16 protein-coding genes and 1 pseudogene are annotated in these 18,977 nt (G+C 33.8%); 14 read left to right on the plus strand and 3 right to left on the minus strand.

Going from position 1 to position 18,977, the window contains the following annotated elements; genetic code table 11:
- The first annotated feature begins 38 nt into the window (after nucleotides 1-38).
- The 3 genes from ACEWK1_RS14035 to ACEWK1_RS14045 are packed head-to-tail and all read left to right on the plus strand — an operon-like array spanning nucleotide 39 to nucleotide 2,757.
- Nucleotides 39-1,298, plus strand: coding sequence for a hypothetical protein (locus ACEWK1_RS14035; protein WP_416636379.1), 1,260 nt, complete (start codon nucleotides 39-41; stop codon nucleotides 1,296-1,298).
- Between the two features lie 6 nt (nucleotides 1,299-1,304).
- Nucleotides 1,305-1,766 (plus strand): hypothetical protein, encoded by a 462-nt coding sequence (locus ACEWK1_RS14040; RefSeq protein ID WP_416636380.1) that lies wholly within the window; start codon nucleotides 1,305-1,307, stop codon nucleotides 1,764-1,766.
- Entirely contained in the window at nucleotides 1,750-2,757 is a 1,008-nt protein-coding gene (locus ACEWK1_RS14045) for a hypothetical protein (RefSeq protein WP_416636381.1), read from the plus strand. Before ACEWK1_RS14040 ends, ACEWK1_RS14045 begins: the two co-directional genes overlap by 17 nt.
- 249 nt (nucleotides 2,758-3,006) lie before the next feature.
- Here ACEWK1_RS14045 and ACEWK1_RS14050 read toward each other — a convergent pair whose 3' ends face one another.
- Both ACEWK1_RS14050 and ACEWK1_RS14055 read right to left on the minus strand, forming a co-directional pair.
- Nucleotides 3,007-3,213, minus strand: coding sequence for a hypothetical protein (locus tag ACEWK1_RS14050; protein ID WP_416636382.1), 207 nt, complete (start codon nucleotides 3,211-3,213; stop codon nucleotides 3,007-3,009).
- Between the two features lie 200 nt (nucleotides 3,214-3,413).
- The gene (locus ACEWK1_RS14055; RefSeq protein WP_416636383.1) at nucleotides 3,414-3,758 is read right to left on the minus strand and encodes a helix-turn-helix domain-containing protein; all 345 of its coding nucleotides are present in this window, start codon (nucleotides 3,756-3,758) and stop codon (nucleotides 3,414-3,416) included.
- A 129-nt stretch (nucleotides 3,759-3,887) separates the two neighbouring features.
- Between ACEWK1_RS14055 and recJ the strand changes: the two genes are divergently transcribed.
- The 7 genes and pseudogenes from recJ to ACEWK1_RS14090 all read left to right on the plus strand — a co-directional run bounded on the left by recJ (nucleotide 3,888) and on the right by ACEWK1_RS14090 (nucleotide 12,509).
- Nucleotides 3,888-5,528: a single-stranded-DNA-specific exonuclease RecJ gene (gene recJ, locus ACEWK1_RS14060; protein ID WP_416636384.1), complete on the plus strand. Its 1,641-nt coding sequence runs from the start codon at nucleotides 3,888-3,890 to the stop codon at nucleotides 5,526-5,528.
- A gap of 184 nt (nucleotides 5,529-5,712) precedes the next feature.
- Nucleotides 5,713-6,543 carry a TnsA endonuclease N-terminal domain-containing protein gene (locus tag ACEWK1_RS14065; RefSeq protein WP_416636385.1) on the plus strand — a complete coding sequence of 277 codons (831 nt, stop codon included), beginning with the start codon at nucleotides 5,713-5,715 and terminating at the stop codon, nucleotides 6,541-6,543.
- Nucleotides 6,540-8,738, plus strand: coding sequence for a Mu transposase C-terminal domain-containing protein (locus tag ACEWK1_RS14070; protein WP_416636386.1), 2,199 nt, complete (start codon nucleotides 6,540-6,542; stop codon nucleotides 8,736-8,738). The genes ACEWK1_RS14065 and ACEWK1_RS14070 overlap by 4 nt, the downstream gene beginning before the upstream one ends.
- Nucleotides 8,719-10,401, plus strand: coding sequence for an ATP-binding protein (locus ACEWK1_RS14075; RefSeq protein WP_416636387.1), 1,683 nt, complete (start codon nucleotides 8,719-8,721; stop codon nucleotides 10,399-10,401). Before ACEWK1_RS14070 ends, ACEWK1_RS14075 begins: the two co-directional genes overlap by 20 nt.
- Nucleotides 10,402-10,415: 14 nt before the next feature.
- Nucleotides 10,416-10,880, plus strand: a pseudogene (locus ACEWK1_RS14080) (TniQ family protein); the annotation flags it as partial.
- Nucleotides 10,881-10,916: 36 nt separating this feature from the next.
- Nucleotides 10,917-12,329 (plus strand): TnsD family Tn7-like transposition protein, encoded by a 1,413-nt coding sequence (locus ACEWK1_RS14085; RefSeq protein ID WP_416636416.1) that lies wholly within the window; start codon nucleotides 10,917-10,919, stop codon nucleotides 12,327-12,329.
- A 39-nt stretch (nucleotides 12,330-12,368) separates the two neighbouring features.
- Nucleotides 12,369-12,509 carry a hypothetical protein gene (locus tag ACEWK1_RS14090; RefSeq protein WP_416636388.1) on the plus strand — a complete coding sequence of 47 codons (141 nt, stop codon included), beginning with the start codon at nucleotides 12,369-12,371 and terminating at the stop codon, nucleotides 12,507-12,509.
- Between the two features lie 506 nt (nucleotides 12,510-13,015).
- On the opposite strand, the gene ACEWK1_RS14095 is transcribed toward ACEWK1_RS14090, so the two are convergent.
- Nucleotides 13,016-14,026 carry a DUF3231 family protein gene (locus ACEWK1_RS14095; RefSeq protein ID WP_416636389.1) on the minus strand — a complete coding sequence of 337 codons (1,011 nt, stop codon included), beginning with the start codon at nucleotides 14,024-14,026 and terminating at the stop codon, nucleotides 13,016-13,018.
- A 324-nt stretch (nucleotides 14,027-14,350) separates the two neighbouring features.
- On the opposite strand from ACEWK1_RS14095, the gene ACEWK1_RS14100 reads away from it, so the two are divergent.
- From ACEWK1_RS14100 to glpK, 4 genes are all read left to right on the plus strand, one after another.
- Nucleotides 14,351-15,355, plus strand: a complete 1,005-nt coding sequence (locus ACEWK1_RS14100) for a DUF3231 family protein (RefSeq protein ID WP_416636390.1) — start codon at nucleotides 14,351-14,353, stop codon at nucleotides 15,353-15,355.
- 26 nt (nucleotides 15,356-15,381) lie between these two features.
- A complete protein-coding gene (locus ACEWK1_RS14105; RefSeq protein ID WP_416636391.1) occupies nucleotides 15,382-15,837 on the plus strand; it encodes a hypothetical protein in 456 nt (151 codons plus the stop codon).
- Between the two features lie 723 nt (nucleotides 15,838-16,560).
- A complete protein-coding gene (locus ACEWK1_RS14110) occupies nucleotides 16,561-17,382 on the plus strand; it encodes an MIP/aquaporin family protein (protein WP_416636392.1) in 822 nt (273 codons plus the stop codon).
- 32 nt (nucleotides 17,383-17,414) lie between these two features.
- Complete coding sequence (glpK, locus tag ACEWK1_RS14115) at nucleotides 17,415-18,938, plus strand: glycerol kinase GlpK (protein WP_416636393.1); 1,524 nt, start codon at nucleotides 17,415-17,417, stop codon at nucleotides 18,936-18,938.
- Nucleotides 18,939-18,977 lie beyond the last annotated feature (39 nt).

Consider the following 18,977-nt stretch of genomic DNA (forward strand, 5'->3'; position numbering starts at 1 on the left):
GATAACCCCATTGAAGTCAGATTAGATAAGGGCTGAACGTGCTTCCTCGCTTCTGCAAACTTTATTCTAATTTAACACAAGAAATAAACATTGATAAAGAAATTGAAAGAGTATTCCAATTACTTGATAAAGAAGAAGATAAAAAACTAGAGGTTATTAGGCTTTACTTACTTATGCACCATGGCGTAAGAACTTCCTTTATGGACAAGCATGGACTTGCTACATATTTAAGAACAGAAGAAGTAGATGTTGATATGCTTATTGGCATTTACGATGTACTTGACCAAACATTTTCCAGAGGGTATCCGAATTTTATTTTTGAGTTTCAATTAGATGAAGAAGTTACTCTAAATAATTTAAAAGATAAAATTGAACAATGTTTGCCCTCCATGGAAGAGAAATCTTATAAGGATGACGTTTTTATTTTTATTAAAAGGATAGGCATTGTTACAATTTTAGATGGGTCAATTTTAAAATTCCCTGTAACCTATGAAAAGTTTAAGGAACAAGTGGATTTTGGTGGAGTAAAAACAAAAGGCGAATCTGAAAGCCGATCTACTTTTGATGTGATATTTGATTCTGTTACAAGACTTTGCTACATACAATGTGGAGATAGAAACCAATCAACTGCTGTACACAAAGTCATTCAAAAACATGTAACAAGAACATTTAAGACTTTTCATCCTTTTTCAGTTAGCAGAAAGAAGCGGGAGACCGTAGTTGAAAATGAATATGCACTTGATAAACAAACTATTATTTTGCTTGATTTCATGCAAAAAAGCATCAATGTACATAATCATGAAATCAATGACTATCTTAGTGTGGCATTTGCAAACAAAAACCAAGAAAAAAAGGTTCGCTCAGTTAGGCTAAGTGGAAATAACTTATTGGAAAGCTATGAAGTTGGCGATCGAGTTAGACTTGGTGATCAAATTAAATCCGTTCGATTCCAACTGCGATTTAAAACAGAAAGCGATGCATATGAGATTGTTACGGTATATATTGATTTTCAAGCTACATTAAAAATTCAGTATTCGAACCTTCAAAACACCTTAAACATTTGTCCCATTAACCGACATTTAATAGCCACATTAACCAATTCTTTAAATAAATTATATAAAGAACAAGAAGTGCAGGCTGATCTAAATGAGATTATTGCAATAGCAAAAGTAAGGGACTCCGCTTTTCTTGCCAATGTGCTTGGGAAAATTAAGGATGATGTTTATGAATTGTCAATTGAACAGACAGATAAAACTGTTGTACTGGAAGTAATAAATCGCTACCTTATCGGGGAGTGATGATCAGTGAGGTATAGTAATGGTTTTTATCTATTCCATATAAAACCACTTGAGCAAATAATCGATGAGTCTATTCATTTTACTTATAGATGGACATTTATAAAGTCCGTCAATAGTTTTCATTGTTATTCATTTTCATATTATCTTACAAATAAGCTATTTATTGATTTCGATGAAACGAACGTTTGGATCGATGAGAATCGGAGCTTACTTATCGTTTTTTGCCGTAATAAAGAGTTACTATATTACGTTTTTAAAGTGTTGAATGAAAAGTTTCAATGGATGTGTATTCCAATTGATTTAGGAATACAGTCTTTTTTACTTGAAGATGGCAAAAGCGTCATCACAAGTTTATATAATTCAAGCAGTTCCAATAGGGTTGTTACTTCCTTAATAAAAACAGATGCAGAACGAATTGAAGTAATAGAAAAACTATTAGACGGTGATAGAATTGAAAGAAATACTTAAAGCAGCTCTTACTGAAATTAAAACACAACTAATCCATTCCGAAGAAACTGTTGAATATACTAGTTGGCTAACAGCTAGTATATTCTCTGTTTTAGGGGTTTTTACGATATTTTTGTCCCATCAATATCAAAACCACACATCAGAAATGATGAAGTTGATTTATAACATGAAGAAGAATGTTGAAAAAGAGAATGAAGCAGAATTTGAACAGAATGTTATTGATTTTGAATATTTAAGTAAAACACCTAAAGTTTTATTAAAGGCAGTACGGGTAAGTATAATAGTTTTATGGTTCTTAACTCCAGTATGGCTTATTGCTGGTGCTTCAAAGTTTATGGTAATCCTTGAGAGTAAGGGGGAAACCCATTACTTATCCTTAATTCTGACATTTGTAGTTACGGGTCTTTTTATTTTCTTTTCAATATCACTAGCACATATATTGTCGAAGTTAAGTAGCCCAGAAGATAACGGAGTAAAAATTTTAACCCCGACCGATTTATTTAATGCAATTAATCTATCAGATAAGAATTTTGATATTACAAAATTAATGAAATTGAATAATATCAATTGGAACTTCTTAATAACAGGAACGGAGCCGTACACACAAATAAAATTAATAAATAAATATGGAATTTTTAATTGTTCTTCACTTATATATATGGAAGCGACAGGATATGATATTTATCTAAGTTCGCCTTTAGTCTTAGGTAATGATTTGCAGTTACCCAAAGAAAATAATTTTGAACTATCAGAGCAAGAAAGAGTTGATTTACAAAGGTTTTTTCTAAATGTTCCCACAAACCAAATCAGAGTATCTCACATTATATTAGTAAATAATCGATATTATTACTTTACTTGTATAATTGAAAGACAAGGTGAATTATACAAAATCAATATACAAGATATAAGGAGTCCAGTAAGTTTACCAACAGAAATAAAAGCGGAATTTGAAAATAACAAAAAAATAATATATGTTGATAAACAATATTAAGAATATCGCTTAAGAAATAATCACTTTTGTATTGCGATAATTAGCTTAATGCTTAGTGGCGTCGGTTAGTTGAACCGATGCTTTTTCATATCTAAAAAAGCCAATTCAAATGGTGGAACGATTTCAGAATTGATTTCTAAAAATATCTATGACTTCTTCTCTACTGAAATTGTTAATAACGAATAGTTTTTTCTCTTTAATCCTTTGGATTTGATAACATCCATCTTTTATTATTTTAAACTTCCATCGTTATTCTTTGTTAGAAGCATATCGGTCATATGGTGCTTTGCTTCTTTCATCGATAAGTTCGTTAATAAAATGCTGTAAATCAGCCAATAAGATTTTTTCTCCATACCTTATTAACAGGTAACCTTTTCTTTCAATAGGGTTAAACTGTCTAATATTAACTTCACTAAGGTCAAAATATTGTTTATCTTCTCCTACATGGGAGAACATGTATACCAAATGTTAAAAGATTCAAATTTCCAAGATGAACTTGAATAAAGTCAATAACTAGATAATCTTTTCATAAAAAACCTTAAATGGAGAACGATTTCGCCATTTAAGGTTTTTTTATTTTTGTGTTTTCATTTAAATGAACAAAATATTTCAATTAAGTGAATAAAATATTAACTTATTGGTAATAAAGGTGACTATTAGTTATCTGATGTAAAGAGTTCAGCGCCTTTTTCTACTATTGATAATAGATATTCTGATTGTTCGGGGTTAATAGTATTTAATTCCCTAAGAGTATTGCAGGCATGAACTAAACGATGTTCAAAGTCAGAATCTAACTCTAAGAACTCAAGTGCTTGTGGTGTAAAAAGAGTCAATTCTTTTTGTAGCTTTTCTAAAAATGAGAGTTGAATTGTTTCACTCTTCCCAGTTTCGAGATTACTTAAGTATCCAACAGAAACATCTAATTTTTGAGCTAGTTCACTTAGACTCATCCCGCGCTTGGTTCGTAGAGTTCTAATTTTATGTCCGATTTCTAATATCATCTGTATCACCTCGCAATTTAGTAGCTGATTTATTTAAATTTGCATCTTAACTAAATTATACCAAGCTTAAAACGAGTATAGTGAAATTTATTTTATGGAGGTAGTAAAAAAGTGAGTCAGAGCTGGAAGATGAATGAATCGTTGGAAAGTTTAAAAGACAAGGCTAAAATAGAGTACTTTGCAAAAGAGTTTTCTTTAGAACCCCTTGTAATGAAATTAATTTTTGAAAGGGGTTACCGTGATTACAATTCAATAGATCAGTTTTTAAAGCCAGACTATTCAAATTTGTTTGAACCATATTGTCTAGTAGATATGAAAAAAGCAGTAGATAGAATTTTGTTTGCAATCAAAAGGAAAGAAAAAATAGCTATCTTTGGGGATTATGATGTTGATGGAGTAACGGCAACTTCGATTTTATATAAAGCCTTACGAATGTTTAAAGCTGATGTTACGTTTTACATTCCTAAAAGGACGGAGGGGTACGGATTATCTATTGATGGTGTAGATAAATTTGCAGATGAGGATGTCGCACTTATTATAACTGTTGATAACGGGACTACGGCACATGATGCAATCGGCAGAGCGGGGAAAAGGGGAATTGATGTAATTGTTACTGATCATCATGATGTTTTGGGAAAATATCCAGATTGTTATGCATTTATCAATCCAAAGAGAAGTGATAATAATCTTAGATTTCCTTACCTATCGGGTGTAGGAGTGGCTTTAAAGCTAGTTCAGGCTTTATTACTTGAAAGAGGTTATTGGAATAAATGTAAAATGGAGTTTTTTGAATTAGCTGCTTTAGGAACGATAGGGGATGCAGTTCCTTTAAAGGATGAGAATCGATTAATCGTTCAGCTGGGTATTGAAAAGATGGTTAATGATCCATCAAAGGGAGTAAGAGCACTTTTAAATCTCTTGCAAATGAGGCATATAACAAGCACCTCAATTGCATATTCAATTGTTCCAATTATTAATTCAATTGGAAGATTGAGCGATCCTAACTTTGCAGTGAAAGTTTTGACGAGTAATGCTTGCGAAGAAAAAATTGAGGAATGTTGGAGAAAGCTAATTCGGTTAAATGATCTTAGGAAGAACCTGCTTCATGAACAATTATTACAAGCGGAATTACTAATCAATTTAAATGAAATCAATAAGCAGAAAGTAATTGTGGTGGCGGGTAATTTCCACGAAGGGATTACAGGATTATTAGCTACCAAAATCTCTGAAAAATATAGAAAGCCAAGTATTGTTATTGCAAGTAGCGGGAAAGGGGCAGGAAGAAGTTTTAGTGGGTCTGCGTTCTCATTTATTCAAGCTATCAGTAAATGTTCAGATTTTATTAAATCTTATAATGGTCATCAAGCAGCTGTCGAACTTAACATACATCTTGACCGTTATCACCAGTTTCGTCAAACACTTCAAAACAATACTCAAAATATAGTTGATGAAGTTGGCTTTAAGTATGAGAAAACACTACCTATATTAGAATTTCCAAAAGAATTGCATGATCAGTTAAGGTATCTTGAACCTTTTGGTAAAGGTAATTTACCACCAATTTTTTATTGCAGTGAGATGGTTGAAAGAGTGATTTACTTTGGTAATAAGAACCAACATGCAAAATTTCAGATTGGAGATAAGGAAGCAATTTTATTTTTCAGGGGAAATGAGGTTAAATCATTTAAAAATCAAAAGCTAAATTTAGAGTGTTTTTATTCCCCTCAGTCATTAAACAATCGCCAGTTTTTAATTCACGACTTTAAATTATAAAAAAGTAAAAATAAATATTTTGAAAGAAAATTATATTTTTATAAAAAAATATGTTTTTAGCAAAATATATAATTATATATCTTTCATAAATAAAAATCAATAGGTTGGTAAAAACTACTTGTTGAGAAGGAACATGCGCTCGTGCTAGGCTGATAATCATAATAAAAATGTGAGGTGATATTTCATGGCAAAGCGAAGAACTGGTTGGACAGAAGAAAAAATTGAAAGGTATATCAAAGAGGGTCGAGGTCAAGGAAGTGGACTGGATTATAAACCATGGTTGACCATTCAAGATGTACCATCTGAGGGACTTGCTACAAGGGAGAAGGGGTGGAAGACTAATAGAATACATCACTTTATGTCTAACTTGGAGCGATCCTACTTTTATATTTGTGAGTGGTCTGATTATGTTACTGATATTCGCGAACATTTTCCATTGTATAGAGACCTTACTTATGAAATATCTGAACAGATTGGAATAAATCATCCTATTGATCCTGTGAATAAAGTGCCTACTGTTATGACTACTGACTTTTTAATAACAGTTAAAAAACAAGGGAAAACGGAAACTTTAGCTCGAACAATAATTCCATCAGAAGCATTAGAGGATAAAAGAAAGCTAGAAAAGTTAGAGATAGAACGGACTTATTGGGAACATCAAGAGATTGACTGGGGAATTGTTACCGAGAAGCAGTTTAACAAAGAATTTACTCGAAATATGGAGTGGATTCATCAGTCTTATTATTATCATGGAGAATTTACTTCTTCATCTTTAACAAGTTTATCTTCTGAACTTAAAAAAAGAATTAGACAAGAGAATCGAAGCGTTATTGAGGTATTGTCTGAAATGGATCTAGAACTCCATTTAGACGATGGGATGAGTTTGGGCATTTTAAAATACCTAATTGCGCATAAAGAAATTGGTATTGATATAAGTAAGCGTTTTCAGACTCATCATTATATCGGAGATTCGATTAAATCCGTTCAAGATAAAAGGTTGGTGGTAATAACATGATATTCTCTGAGCGAGAAATAATTAGCTTTCAAACTCCAGGAGGTGATCAAGTTACAGAACGAATACTTTGGATTGATGATGGATACGTAATTTGTTATGTCATTGATCTTAATGATGAAAATGCTTTTCCAGTAAAACGATCAATTAAATATCTTGAAGAAATGCTAGAAAATAAAACTTTAAGTTTTGTTTCAGACGAGCCATATAAAATCTTTTTTAATGAAGAAGAACTTAAACCAAATCATATCAAAAAAAGAGATAAACGATGGGAATCAATTTCTATTATTGTAAACAAAGAACCAGAAATATTTGAACGTTTTACTAGAGGACCACTGATAAAAGAAGCTATGGATAATTCGGGGAAAACAAAGCGTTTAATTTACAAATATCTTAGGCAATATTGGCAAAGGGGGAAGGCAAAGAATGCTTTGTTACCTGATCATCATAAACAGGGAGCAAAAGGTAAGGAAAGAAAATTAAGTGAAAAGAAAACAGGTCGTCCCCGTAAATTTGGTAATTCTTTAGGGAATGGGATTAATGTTACTGAAGAAATTAAAAAAATTTTTGAAGTGAGCATAAAAATGTTTTATAACAATAAAACACCTATCACAGTAGTTTATGAGGAAATGCTTCAAAAATTTTTTGCGATTGATTTCAGATATGACGATGGAGTTAAAAAACCAATCTTGAAACCAAACGATGAACTTCCTTCTATTGAACAATTTCGTTATCACTTTGATAAAATATTGAACCCTGAATCTAAACAAATAAAGAAAAAAGGGAAAAGGAAATATCAACTTGAGGATAGACCAACCCTTGGACGTTCTGATTTTAACGTATATGGACCAGGGTGGAGATTTCAAGTAGATGCGACTGTTGCAGATGTTTACCTTGTTTGCGAATTTAATCGTAATTGGATTATTGGTCGTCCTGTTGTGTACACGGTTATGGATGTGTTTAGTCGTGAGGTAGCAGGTTTATACGTAGGATTAGAGGGACCATCCTGGGTGGGAGCTATGATGGCAATGGCGAATACAGGGATAGAAAAAGTACAGTATTGTAAGAAATACGGCATTGAGATTAATGAAGAAGATTGGAGCTGCCGTCATTTTCCGCAGACAATACTCGCTGACCGTGGTGAGTTTGAAGGGTATAATCCTGAACAATTAATTAATACTTTCAATGTGACAGTTGAAAATACTCCGCCATATCGTGCTGATTGGAAAGGTATTATAGAGCAACATTTCCGAACAATCAATTTGAAAGTAAAACCTTTCCTTCCAGGAACGGTAGACAAGGAAGGGTTAGTCCGTGGAGGCAAGGATTATCGTTTAGACGGGAAACTTACTTTAAAGGAATTTACAAAAATTATGATCAAATGTGCTCTATACCATAACAATAAGCATTTCCTTGAAAATTATAATCCAGATGAAATGATGATCAATGAAGAAGTGCCATTAATCCCTCGTGAATTATGGAACTGGGGAATTAAACATCGTTCAGGTAAATTACGAAGTTACCCTGAAGATATTGTTAAATTAAATCTAATGCCGACAAAAAAAGCAACAGTAACATCAAGTGGTATTAAATTTAATAAAAAGTGTTTTTATAGTTGTGAAAGAGCATTAAAAGAACACTGGTTTGAAGAAGCAAGTTTAAAGGGTAGTTGGAAAATAAATGTTTCTTATGATCCTCGTAATATGTCAAATATTTATGTTCGGAATGATGATGGCATGGGATATGAAGTGTGTAACCTATTAGATCACCAAGAAAAGTATTTGGATAAATCTATTTATGATGTTATGTATTTTTTAGAAAATGAAGAATTCAAAAAGAAAAAACATAAACAAGAAATAGAACTACAAAGTAAGGTAGATCTCAATAGTGACATTAAACATATCGTAGAAAATGCGGAAGAAGAGGCTAAAAACGATTATGTTCCAATGAGCAAAAAAGAGCGATTGAGTAATATTAAAGAAAACCGTGCTGTCGAGAAAGAAAGACGGCGTGAAGTTGAAGTGTTTAAGTTGGGTGTAGCTGAAACAAAGGAAGAGAGACAAGGAAATGATGCCCCTAAAATTTTCAATATGCAAAATAAGGAGCAAGAAGATCAAGATTATAAATTTCCTACAACAATTGATTTGTTAAAGAAAAAACAGAAGGAGAAGTTGTTGAATGCAACAAGAAAATACTAATATTATTCAGTTCCCAAAAGGTGAGTACGGTGTCAAGGCAATCTATTCAGAACAGGTTATTTCCGATTATAAAGGTAATCCACTGATAGAAGCACTTCCTCCTATTCTTTCCACAGATCAAGCAGTTGAGAAGCTAACAAACTTTCCAACCTATGATTCTGGTGAAAAGGAATTGGATGCTTATTATCGGTATCATTGCATTCCTCGTCTCTATCAGTACTTTCAGCCTCTGAATAAACATTTGGATTTGGAAAATAGAATCTCTCGCACCATTCGACAGGGATATTTGTCCAGAAATCCATTATCTAAGGAACGTGCTGTTCTCATACAGAAAAGTTATGAAGCCATTAAAAAGGGGGAAGTCCTAACATCCTTGGGTGAAAACCTAGAGCAGAGCGCTCAAGGTTTCACAATACTTGGTCTTTCTGGGATAGGGAAATCGAGTGGTGTTAAACGTGTCCTTAATCACTATCCCCAAATTATTGTACATTCCAACTATAAGGATACACCGCTAAATACCATTCAGTTATCTTGGTTAAAACTAGATTGTCCTTTTGATGGGTCAATAAAAGGACTTCCTATTCAATTTTTTTCAGTAATCGATAAATTACTGGGGACTAAATACTTTAAAAAGTTCGGAAATAGATCAAATTCTACTGAAACAATGCTTCAACATATGTCCCATATTGCAAGTTTGCATTCTATTGGGGTATTGATAATAGATGAAATTCAACATCTAAATGAAGCGAAAAGTGGCGGCTCAGACAAAATGCTTAACTTTTTTACCACTTTGGTAAATACAATCGGCATCCCAGTGATATTAATTGGGACAAACAAAGCCGTTTCTGTACTGCAAAGCGAATTTCGTCAAGCAAGGCGTGGAAGTGGACAAGGTGATATGGTTTGGGACCAGTGGGAAAAGGATGAGATGTGGGATTTATTAATCGAAGGCATGTGGGAGTATCAGTGGACAAAGCGGTACACACCTTTAACTGAAGAATTAAACAATATTTTATATGTGGAAAGCCAAGGAATACTGGATATTGCTGTAAAACTTTTCATGATTTCTCAACTTAGAGCTATTGCCACAGGGAAAGAAGAAATTACTCCTCGCCTAATTGTTCAAGTAGCAAAGGATAGCTTAAGACTAGTGCGTCCTATGTTAGATGCTTTAAAGTCAGGTATTGAAAGTGAAGTCATGAAATATGAAGATATCCGACCAATTGATATGGAGGAATACTTCGAAAAATATAAAGCCTCAATTGATTTAAATGAAAAAATTCGTATTCAAAAAAAGGTAGAAGAGTTAAAAAGAAATAAGCAGCAAAATTCCATTATAGAGGAAGTTGTGTTGAAGCTCCTTCAAATGGATATTGAGCCAAAGTTAGCTAAACGTTGTGCAGAACAAGTCATAAAAGAACATGGGGAAATGATTGAGGTTACTTTCGCATTGAAAGAATCAATGAAGTTGGCACTTTCTTTGGAAGATGAAAAGAAAACCAAACCAAAACAAAGACGGACTAAGAAAATAGAAAGCGATAAAATAATCAGACCGTTAGACTTACGTCTAATAGTTCAAGATGGGAAAAAGGAAAAGATGTCTGCTTATGAATCGTTGGAAAAGGCAGATTTTATTAGAAATCCGTTGATAGAAATTATTTGAAAGATGGTGAACGAATGATAGTCGACTTTCCTACACCGTATCCAGATGAGTTGTTGTATAGCATATTTGCTCGTTATCATGTTCGGTCGGGAAATTTAAGTCCTAAACAGACAACCGAGGAGTTATTTGGTACTCGTAATACAAGAGCGGTAGTAGACTTGCAAGGGAATTTGGGTGCCTTTTTAAACCAGCTTCCTTATTCTACCTTAACCTTAGATCAAATTATTGAGCAATATACCCTTTTTCCTTATTAACGCCCCTTTATCTCGCCAGAAAGAGCAGATCTAATTCGAACTTCCATGGAAGAAAATAAAGGTGGTTCGATTCATACAAGGATTGGTATTGCTGCAAGTAACATTTCAATCAATCCTTACTTAAAATATTGCACAAAATGTTACGAAGAAGATATAAATGAATTCTGTGAAGCCTATTGGCATAGAATTCACCAAGTGCCAGGAGTTCTTTTATGTCCTAAACATGGCATTTCCTTATGTTCGACTGAAATTTCAACAAAAATGGTTAATCAACATGAGTATTTAATCGCTTCTGAAAACCTTCCAAAAAATAATTGCTTTCCACCAGTGTATGAGGAAACCATTAAATCACAATTATTACAACTGGCACAAAATATTGAGTGGGTAATGAATCACCCATTACAGGCTAGGGATAGTAACCAATATCGTGAACATTATTTGGCTTTATTAAAGAAATTGGGATTAGCCAACTACAAAGGAAGAGTGGACCGAAGACAGTGGGTTCAAGCATTTTTGGGGTTTTATGGGCATGATTTTCTCAAACTATTAGAATCAGATATTTCGATTGATGAGGAAAGTAATTGGGTTACTATGATTGTTCAAAAACACAGAAAAGTATTTCATCCGATTCGACATTTATTGGTGATGAACATGCTAGGAGAACCTCTTGATTATTATTTTGATAATCAAAGTTCTTATCATCCTTTTGGAAAAGGTCTGTGGAATTGCCTAAATCCTGCTGCATCACATTATGAACAAAGGGTTGTTAATGATTTAGTGATAACAAGATGTTCTGATACAAAAAGACCAGTTGGCACATTTAGATGTGATTGTGGATTTGTTTATTCCCGTAGAGGTCCAGATCAGAATGAAAATGATCAATACAAAATAGGTCGCATAAAAAAATTCGGACATGTATGGGAAGAAAAATTACTCACTCTTATGAATGAAGGAAGAAGGTTACGGTCGATTGCACGAGAATTGAAATGTGATCCCAATACTGTTAAAAGGCAAGCAACCTTGCTAGGAATCCCTTACTCATGGGAAGGGGCATCATTGGAGGAAGTTGCTGTTAAGAGTAATTTGCAAAAGTTTAAAAAAGAAGATCTGGAACTTTTACATTATGAAAAATATCGTTTAGCATGGACAGAATTATTAACCCAATACCCCGCTCATTCAAAAACAGAACTAAGGAAAATCAGACCTGATGTGTATATGTGGTTGTATCGCCATGACAGGGTATGGTTAGATGGGAATTCTCCAAATAAAAAATCACCTGAAGTCAAGCAAGAAAGGGTAAATTGGGAAGAAAGAGATGAAAAACTTTTAGCAGAAATTAAGAAGGTTATTAACGCATGGGATCATCAAAATGAAAAACCTAAAAGAATTACATTGAGGGCTGTTGGATGTAAAATTAATGAACTTTCTTTATTGGAAAATTGCAAAGATAAAATACCTAGAACGATTGAGTATATACAAAGTGTTGAAGAAAAGATTGAGGATTTTCAAATCCGTCGTATTCAATGGGTGGTTGAACAGTTAATACCAAATGGTGAGGAAGTCTTAGAGTGGAAAATCTATCGGCAAGCTGGTTTACGACCTAATGCTTCATTTAAAGTGAAAAGATTTATTTCTACATGTGTAAATAATACGGATTATGAACACTCTGGTTAAAAAATTTTCTTCCTTATATACAAATTGGAGTGAGCCTATATGAGTGTTAGAAATAATGATACTGTTTTAATTGGAGTAGTGAATGTTGTTGACTCTTTTATTCGCATGATAAATGAAACTAGAAACAAAGAAAATAATCATGAAATAATTAGTCCTAATTGGGATTATATGCTTGATTAATTATTTTAAAAATTCATGGAGATTCTGAAGTATATGTTTTAAATGAAAAAAGGAATGGAAGACATCTTCAGTGAACTCTTGGTAAACAAAGAGTTAAATGACCTTGCAAAAAGGCTAAAGGAAAATAAATATAAGCTGTTTCTCAGATTCGAAGGAATAGACGAATGGTGAAATCATAGCCAATCCCAATTAAATCATCTAATCCAGTTATACCCTTTTCCTTTAGCTAATTGAATTGCATCAATTACTAAATGGTTGTTCAAATGCTAGGTGGTATATTGCTTTTAGGCTCAACATTTGTTAGCGGAAATAAAGCAATCTTATTTCCAAAACGACCACCGAAAGGACCAACTAAATAACGTAATAAACAGTGGGATGCATTCGTTTCCCACTGTTTTGTATTTTAGAGTGTTTTTAGAAACAACATTCGGTCTTGTCTGATTCCATCATAATTTACTAGATTAAAATCATTTGTAGAAAAAATATATCACAAGTGTCTTAGGACATTACTTTTTAATTAATTGCTTTCGTTCTTCCATTTGAGGTGGTTCTTCCATCCAACCATTTTTAATCATTATTTTTGCACCTTTATGAGCATATTCAAATATATCTTTCATAAAAATAGTCATTTTAGCTGGTAAATCATTTCGCAAACTAAAGGCGGTACCTAGTGAGCCACTTCCCATAGAAAAACTGCAAAAAAGACTTGTACAATACATCATCAATTTATCAGAAAATGGTGCTATTGTTGAACGGGTTGCATTACCACCTGATGTTTGAGGAGTTTGTATACCACCTTGAAGTAAGGTTTCACTTAATTCCTTTACAATACTTTTAGCAAGTTCAGCTCCATCATTAAAGTAGTTTTTAACCTCTGCTTCATTTGCACATTGAGCAAAACCTATAATCATTTGAAGTCCTGAGACATTTGATTCAATTGAATGATGAAGTTGAGCAACTTCCACTGTATTTAATGAACGTTTTTCGCTAAACGGATTAATGGGGAGTCCACCCAAGTAGCTGTTATCTTTAACAAATTCAACTGACTTTGGCATTGAAACATGAGGAGATTTAACAAGCAACCCCTTTTTAAGCAAATATTGTGTGCAAAGGTTGTAATACTTTTGAGTAATGGCAGTTAGATCTTTAAAAATCAGTACAATATCTTCTCGATAACTCATAGTTATATTTAATGAGTGAAGCCCCATACTAATTTCTTTCAGTAGGCGAACAAACATGATGTCAAAACCATTATCATATAACTTTGGCACATCTTTGTTAACATCTTGAGCAGTAAATCCAACTGGTATTACAGCACCTTCATTTTGTAAAGTTTCTGTGATTTTACCAACATAGTTGTCAATCTCCCCATATAAATTAGTCATAATCTCCTTGGCTTTTTCATCATCGGCTTTCTCTATTAAGTATTCTAATATTCGTAAAATCATTGTCTTTTCCTGATATGTAAGCCATAATACACCTAATTCAGATGAAGTAATTGCTGATCTTTCTGGCATAAAGTAGAACCTCCCTAAAAAATATCTTATTTTAGGTTGACCATAAAATAAGATAGTAATTCAGTTGTTTTTTAAGGTTAAATATTCCACTTATTCTTCTTCAACTACTTTAACCCCTTATTGAAGTAGAGCAGGTTACTTAAGATAATACCGTCTTTAACTTTAGTATTGAGTATTTCACAAGTATTGTCTATCCGCATTATTGTAAAAAAGGTAAGCATAGAATTGTGCTTGCCTTTTTTAGTTAATTAAATCTTCTTCATATTGCTTAATTGAATTCATAACACTTACTTAATTGGTAAATAATATCCAAGAGGTGATATTGTGGATGAAAATAAATTAAGACTTACATCTTCCGAGATAGGCACATTATGGGGAGAGTATGTAAACGGAACAATGACAGATGTGGTAAATCGATATATGGTCTCTATTATTGAAGACGAGTCAATAAAAACCATTTTTAAGGATGCTATTAAGACGTTCGGAAAACAAAAACAACAAATCGTATCTTTTATGGAGAACGAGGGATTTCCAATTCCAATTGGATTTACTGATTCTGACCTCTTTAAAGGTAAACCGAGATTGTTCACGGATATATTTTGCCTAAATTATTTACATATCATGACATTACATGGTTTGCTAGGACACAGCACTGCATTAGCTGTTTCGGTTAGAAAAGACTTAAGGGATTTTTACGATTCATGCGATAACGATGCGAAAAAGATGTATCATAAAACAATTGAATTATTGTTGGAGAAAGGAAGTTTTCAGAGAGACCCTTTATTTTATCCATCTCAAAACCCTCAATATATTTCAAGCCAAGATTTCACAGATGGCTTTTTCGGAAAGGGTAGAAAGTTAGCAGCGACAGAAATCATTAGCATATCTTTCAACCTTAAAAAAAGCATCATGGCTAAAACCCTTTCGATTGCTTTCGGTCAAGTCGCTCAAACAAAAGAAGTAAGAAAGTTCTTAACGGATTCTCAGAACACGGCTGATGGTCAAATAAAAACATTTTCCAAAATCATGCAAGCGGATAACTTACCCGTTCCGAAGTCTTGGGAAACAGAAGTGACAACTTCAACGGACTCTCCTTTTTCCGATAAGTTAATGTTGTATCATATTGGATTCTTGTTTCAAGCTGCACAAAACTATCATGGGGCAGGTCTAGCATCAGCCATGCGAACAGATCTTGTGACGACATATGAGGCAACAATTCTAAAAAATCTTTGGGTAACGAAGAAATGGTTTAATTTGATGGTACAAAATAAATGGTTAGAACAGCCTCCACTTGCTCCTAATAGAAAAGAAATTGCAAAAGAAGTGTAGTAAAACAATTATTAGGGTATTTTTAAGTGAATAAGAGTACATTTGAAAAACTAATGTGGAGCATTGCACTTCCTGGGTTTGGACAGTATTTAAACGGAAAGTATTTTAAAGGCACAGTGTTATTAATACTTGAATTTCTGATTAATGTACAATCCAATTTCAATCAGATTATACTTATGAGTTTTCACGGGGAAATTGCCAATGCCATAAAACATGCAGATTATCAGTGGTTGATGTTTTATCCTTGTTTGTACTTTTTTTCTATGTGGGATGCCGTGAAAGATGCAGGCGGAGGCAAAGACCCTTATTCTTTTCTTCCGTATGTATTAACTGCGTTTTTTGTAACTGTTGGATTAATTTTTTCATCAAACATAGTGATTTTTGGAGTATTGTTGGGTCCTGTTTGGCTTCCAATGTTGTTTGTTTTTCCTGGGGTAGCATTTGGAATTATTATTAAGAAAATTATAAATAACTTTCTTTAAAAAACCATCCCTTCATAAAAAAAGGATGGTTTTTGTTTATTCCACTAATCTGACAGTTAGCTGCCTCTGCAAGTAACGTGAAGGTTCTTTCGAAATATCAATAGCTAAAGAAGTTATTATAATAGTACACTGGATAAACTTGATCCACAGTATACAAAGGGACTATATATCCCATAAATTTTTGCGAAGGGGTAGTACCCAAAATTGTTTTTACTCCCCCGAAAAGATCAGTTCCCGAATATATTTATTAAATATAATATGTTGGTCAGTATAAACAATGATTTCAGGAGTTAGTAGTACCCGAAAATGTTTTTAATGAACAAACCCAGTTTTATTAAAACTGGGTTTTTGCTATGTATGTAGCCGGCTCCCTTTGGTTACTTACCGAGAAAAGACTCATTTTTACCTTTATCACAATAACAAGAGAGACCTAGTAAACAATGTATGATCTATTTTTCAGTTCTATTTACTAGAATAAAACTAATACATTCTATTCAAGCAATCTAGTAGTTTATTTTTTTTTGTAAAAAAGCGTTTACAAAACAAACCATTACACTTATAATAATGTTAACAAGTTAAGAATCGTGCTGATGAGTTATTGAGAGACAGCCATTTGTTTTAATAGGGGGATTATATTCCCTATTAAAGCAGGTGGCTGTCTTTTTCTTTTTCAGCACATTGCATTCAAGATTTTCAAGAAAGAAAAATAAAGGGGGATTAACAGTGTCAGCATTTTTAGGGGAAATTATAGGAACGATGATTTTGATTATTTTCGGTGGTGGTGTAGTAGGTGGTGTTGTGCTTAATAAATCAAAAGCACAGGACTCTGGTTGGATTGTTATTACATTAGGCTGGGGGTTTGCAGTAGCATTTGGAGCTTACGCTGTTGGAAGTGTAAGCGGTGCACATTTAAATCCAGCAGTTACAATTGGTTTCGCCTCTGTTGGTGAGTTCCCATGGGCAGATGTTCCATCATATATCGCGGGTCAAATGATCGGGGCATTCCTCGGTGCTACTATTGTATGGTTATACTATTACCCACACTGGCAGGCAACAGAAGATAAAGCTGCAAAATTAGCGGTGTTTTCTACAGATCCTGCCATTGCGCATACACCTTCTAACTTTATAAGTGAAGTGTTAGGTACAGCTGTTTTAATTTTTGGTCTCTTATCAATTGGTGCTAACGCGTTTACAGAAGGGTTAAATCCAATCATTGTTGGTTTCTTTATCACAGCCATTGGATTATCACTAGGTGGTACAACAGGTTATGCGATTAATCCTGCACGTGACCTAGGTCCACGTATTGCTCACTTTTTACTTCCTATTGCAGGAAAAGGTTCTTCTAACTGGAAATATGCTTGGATTCCTGTTATCGGACCAATCGTTGGTGGTGTTCTTGGTGCTCAATTTCATCACGCTGTGTTTGTTGGTGGATCTATTAATGCTCTATATATTTTAATAGGATTATTAGCAGTTATTGCAGTAGTTGTAAAAGTATCTCACTCAAATAAAGGATTTGAAGCAAAAAAACAAGAAGTAATCTAAATATATAATCTACGAATATCGGAGGTAATCACATGGAAAAGAAATATATTTTAGCGTTAGATCAAGGTACAACAAGCTCTAGAGCGATTTTATTTAATAAAAAGGGTGAAATTGTTGAAGTAGCTCAAAGAGAGTTTCCTCAGTATTTTCCAAAACCAGGCTGGGTTGAACATAATCCACAAGAAATTTGGAGCTCAATCTTAGCAGTTATTGCAGAAGTTCTTGCTAAAAAGGATATTTCGCCAAAAGAAATCGCTAGCATTGGAATTACCAATCAACGGGAAACAGCTGTTGTATGGGACCGTGAAACTGGAAAGCCTGTTTACAATGCTATTGTCTGGCAATCAAGACAAACGGCGGACATTTGCGAAGAGTTAAAAGAAAAAGGATATAATGATCTTTTTCGTGAAAAAACAGGATTATTAATAGATGCCTATTTTTCAGGGACAAAGGTTAAATGGATTCTTGACCATGTTGAAGGTGCAAGACAAAAAGCGAACGAAGGGAAACTTTTATTTGGAACAATTGATACATGGTTGATTTGGAAACTATCAGGTGGGCAGAAGCATGTTACTGACTATACAAATGCGTCAAGAACACTTATGTATAATATATACAATTTAGAGTGGGATAAAGAAATCCTAGACATTCTAGATATTCCACAATCGATGCTACCAGAAGTTTGTTCTTCATCAGAAGTTTATGCAGAAACAGTTGATTATCACTTTTTTGGTGAAGCTGTTCCAATTGCAGGGGTGGCAGGTGATCAGCAGGCTGCATTGTTTGGGCAGGCATGTTATGAAAAAGGAATGGCAAAAAACACATATGGAACAGGTTGCTTTATGTTAATGAATACAGGTGAAAAAGCAGTTCCATCAGCAAATGGTTTGTTAACAACAATTGCTTGGGGCATTGATGGGAAAGTTGAGTATGCTCTAGAAGGAAGTATTTTTGTTGCAGGGTCTGCGATTCAATGGTTACGTGATGGAATTAAGATGATCGAGAGTGCCCCACAATCAGAAGACTATGCTTCAAAAGTCGATTCAACTGATGGCGTATACGTTGTTCCTGCTTTCGTAGGATTAGGTACGCCTTATTGGGATAGTGATGCACGAGGTGCGGTGTTTGGTTTAACTCGTGGAACAACGAAAGAACATTTTGTACGTGCAACCCTTGAATCTCTAGCTTATCAAACAAAGGATGTATTAACAGCAATGGAAGCAGACTCTGGAATTGAACTGAAAAAACTACGCGTAGATGGTGGAGCAGTGAAAAACAATATGCTTATGCATTTCCAAAGTGATCTTCTCAATGTTCCTGTGGAGCGTCCAGTTATAAATGAAACAACAGCTTTAGGAGCAGCATATTTAGCAGGATTAGCGGTAGGCTTCTGGAAGGACCGTGAAGAAATTGCTTCACAATGGAAGGTAGATCAATCATTTGATCCTACAATGGATGAGGGTCAAAGAAATGAGCTATATGAAGGCTGGCAGGATGCAGTAAAGGCAACAATGAGCTTTAAGCCAAATAAAAAGGGTAAAAAGCAAACAACTTAATTGAAAATTAAGAAAAAAGCTGCTATAATGTATATATCT

Origin of the sequence: Metabacillus sp. YM-086 (assembly GCF_048059995.1) — a bacterium.
GTDB classification, from domain to species: domain Bacteria; phylum Bacillota; class Bacilli; order Bacillales; family Bacillaceae; genus Metabacillus; species Metabacillus litoralis_B.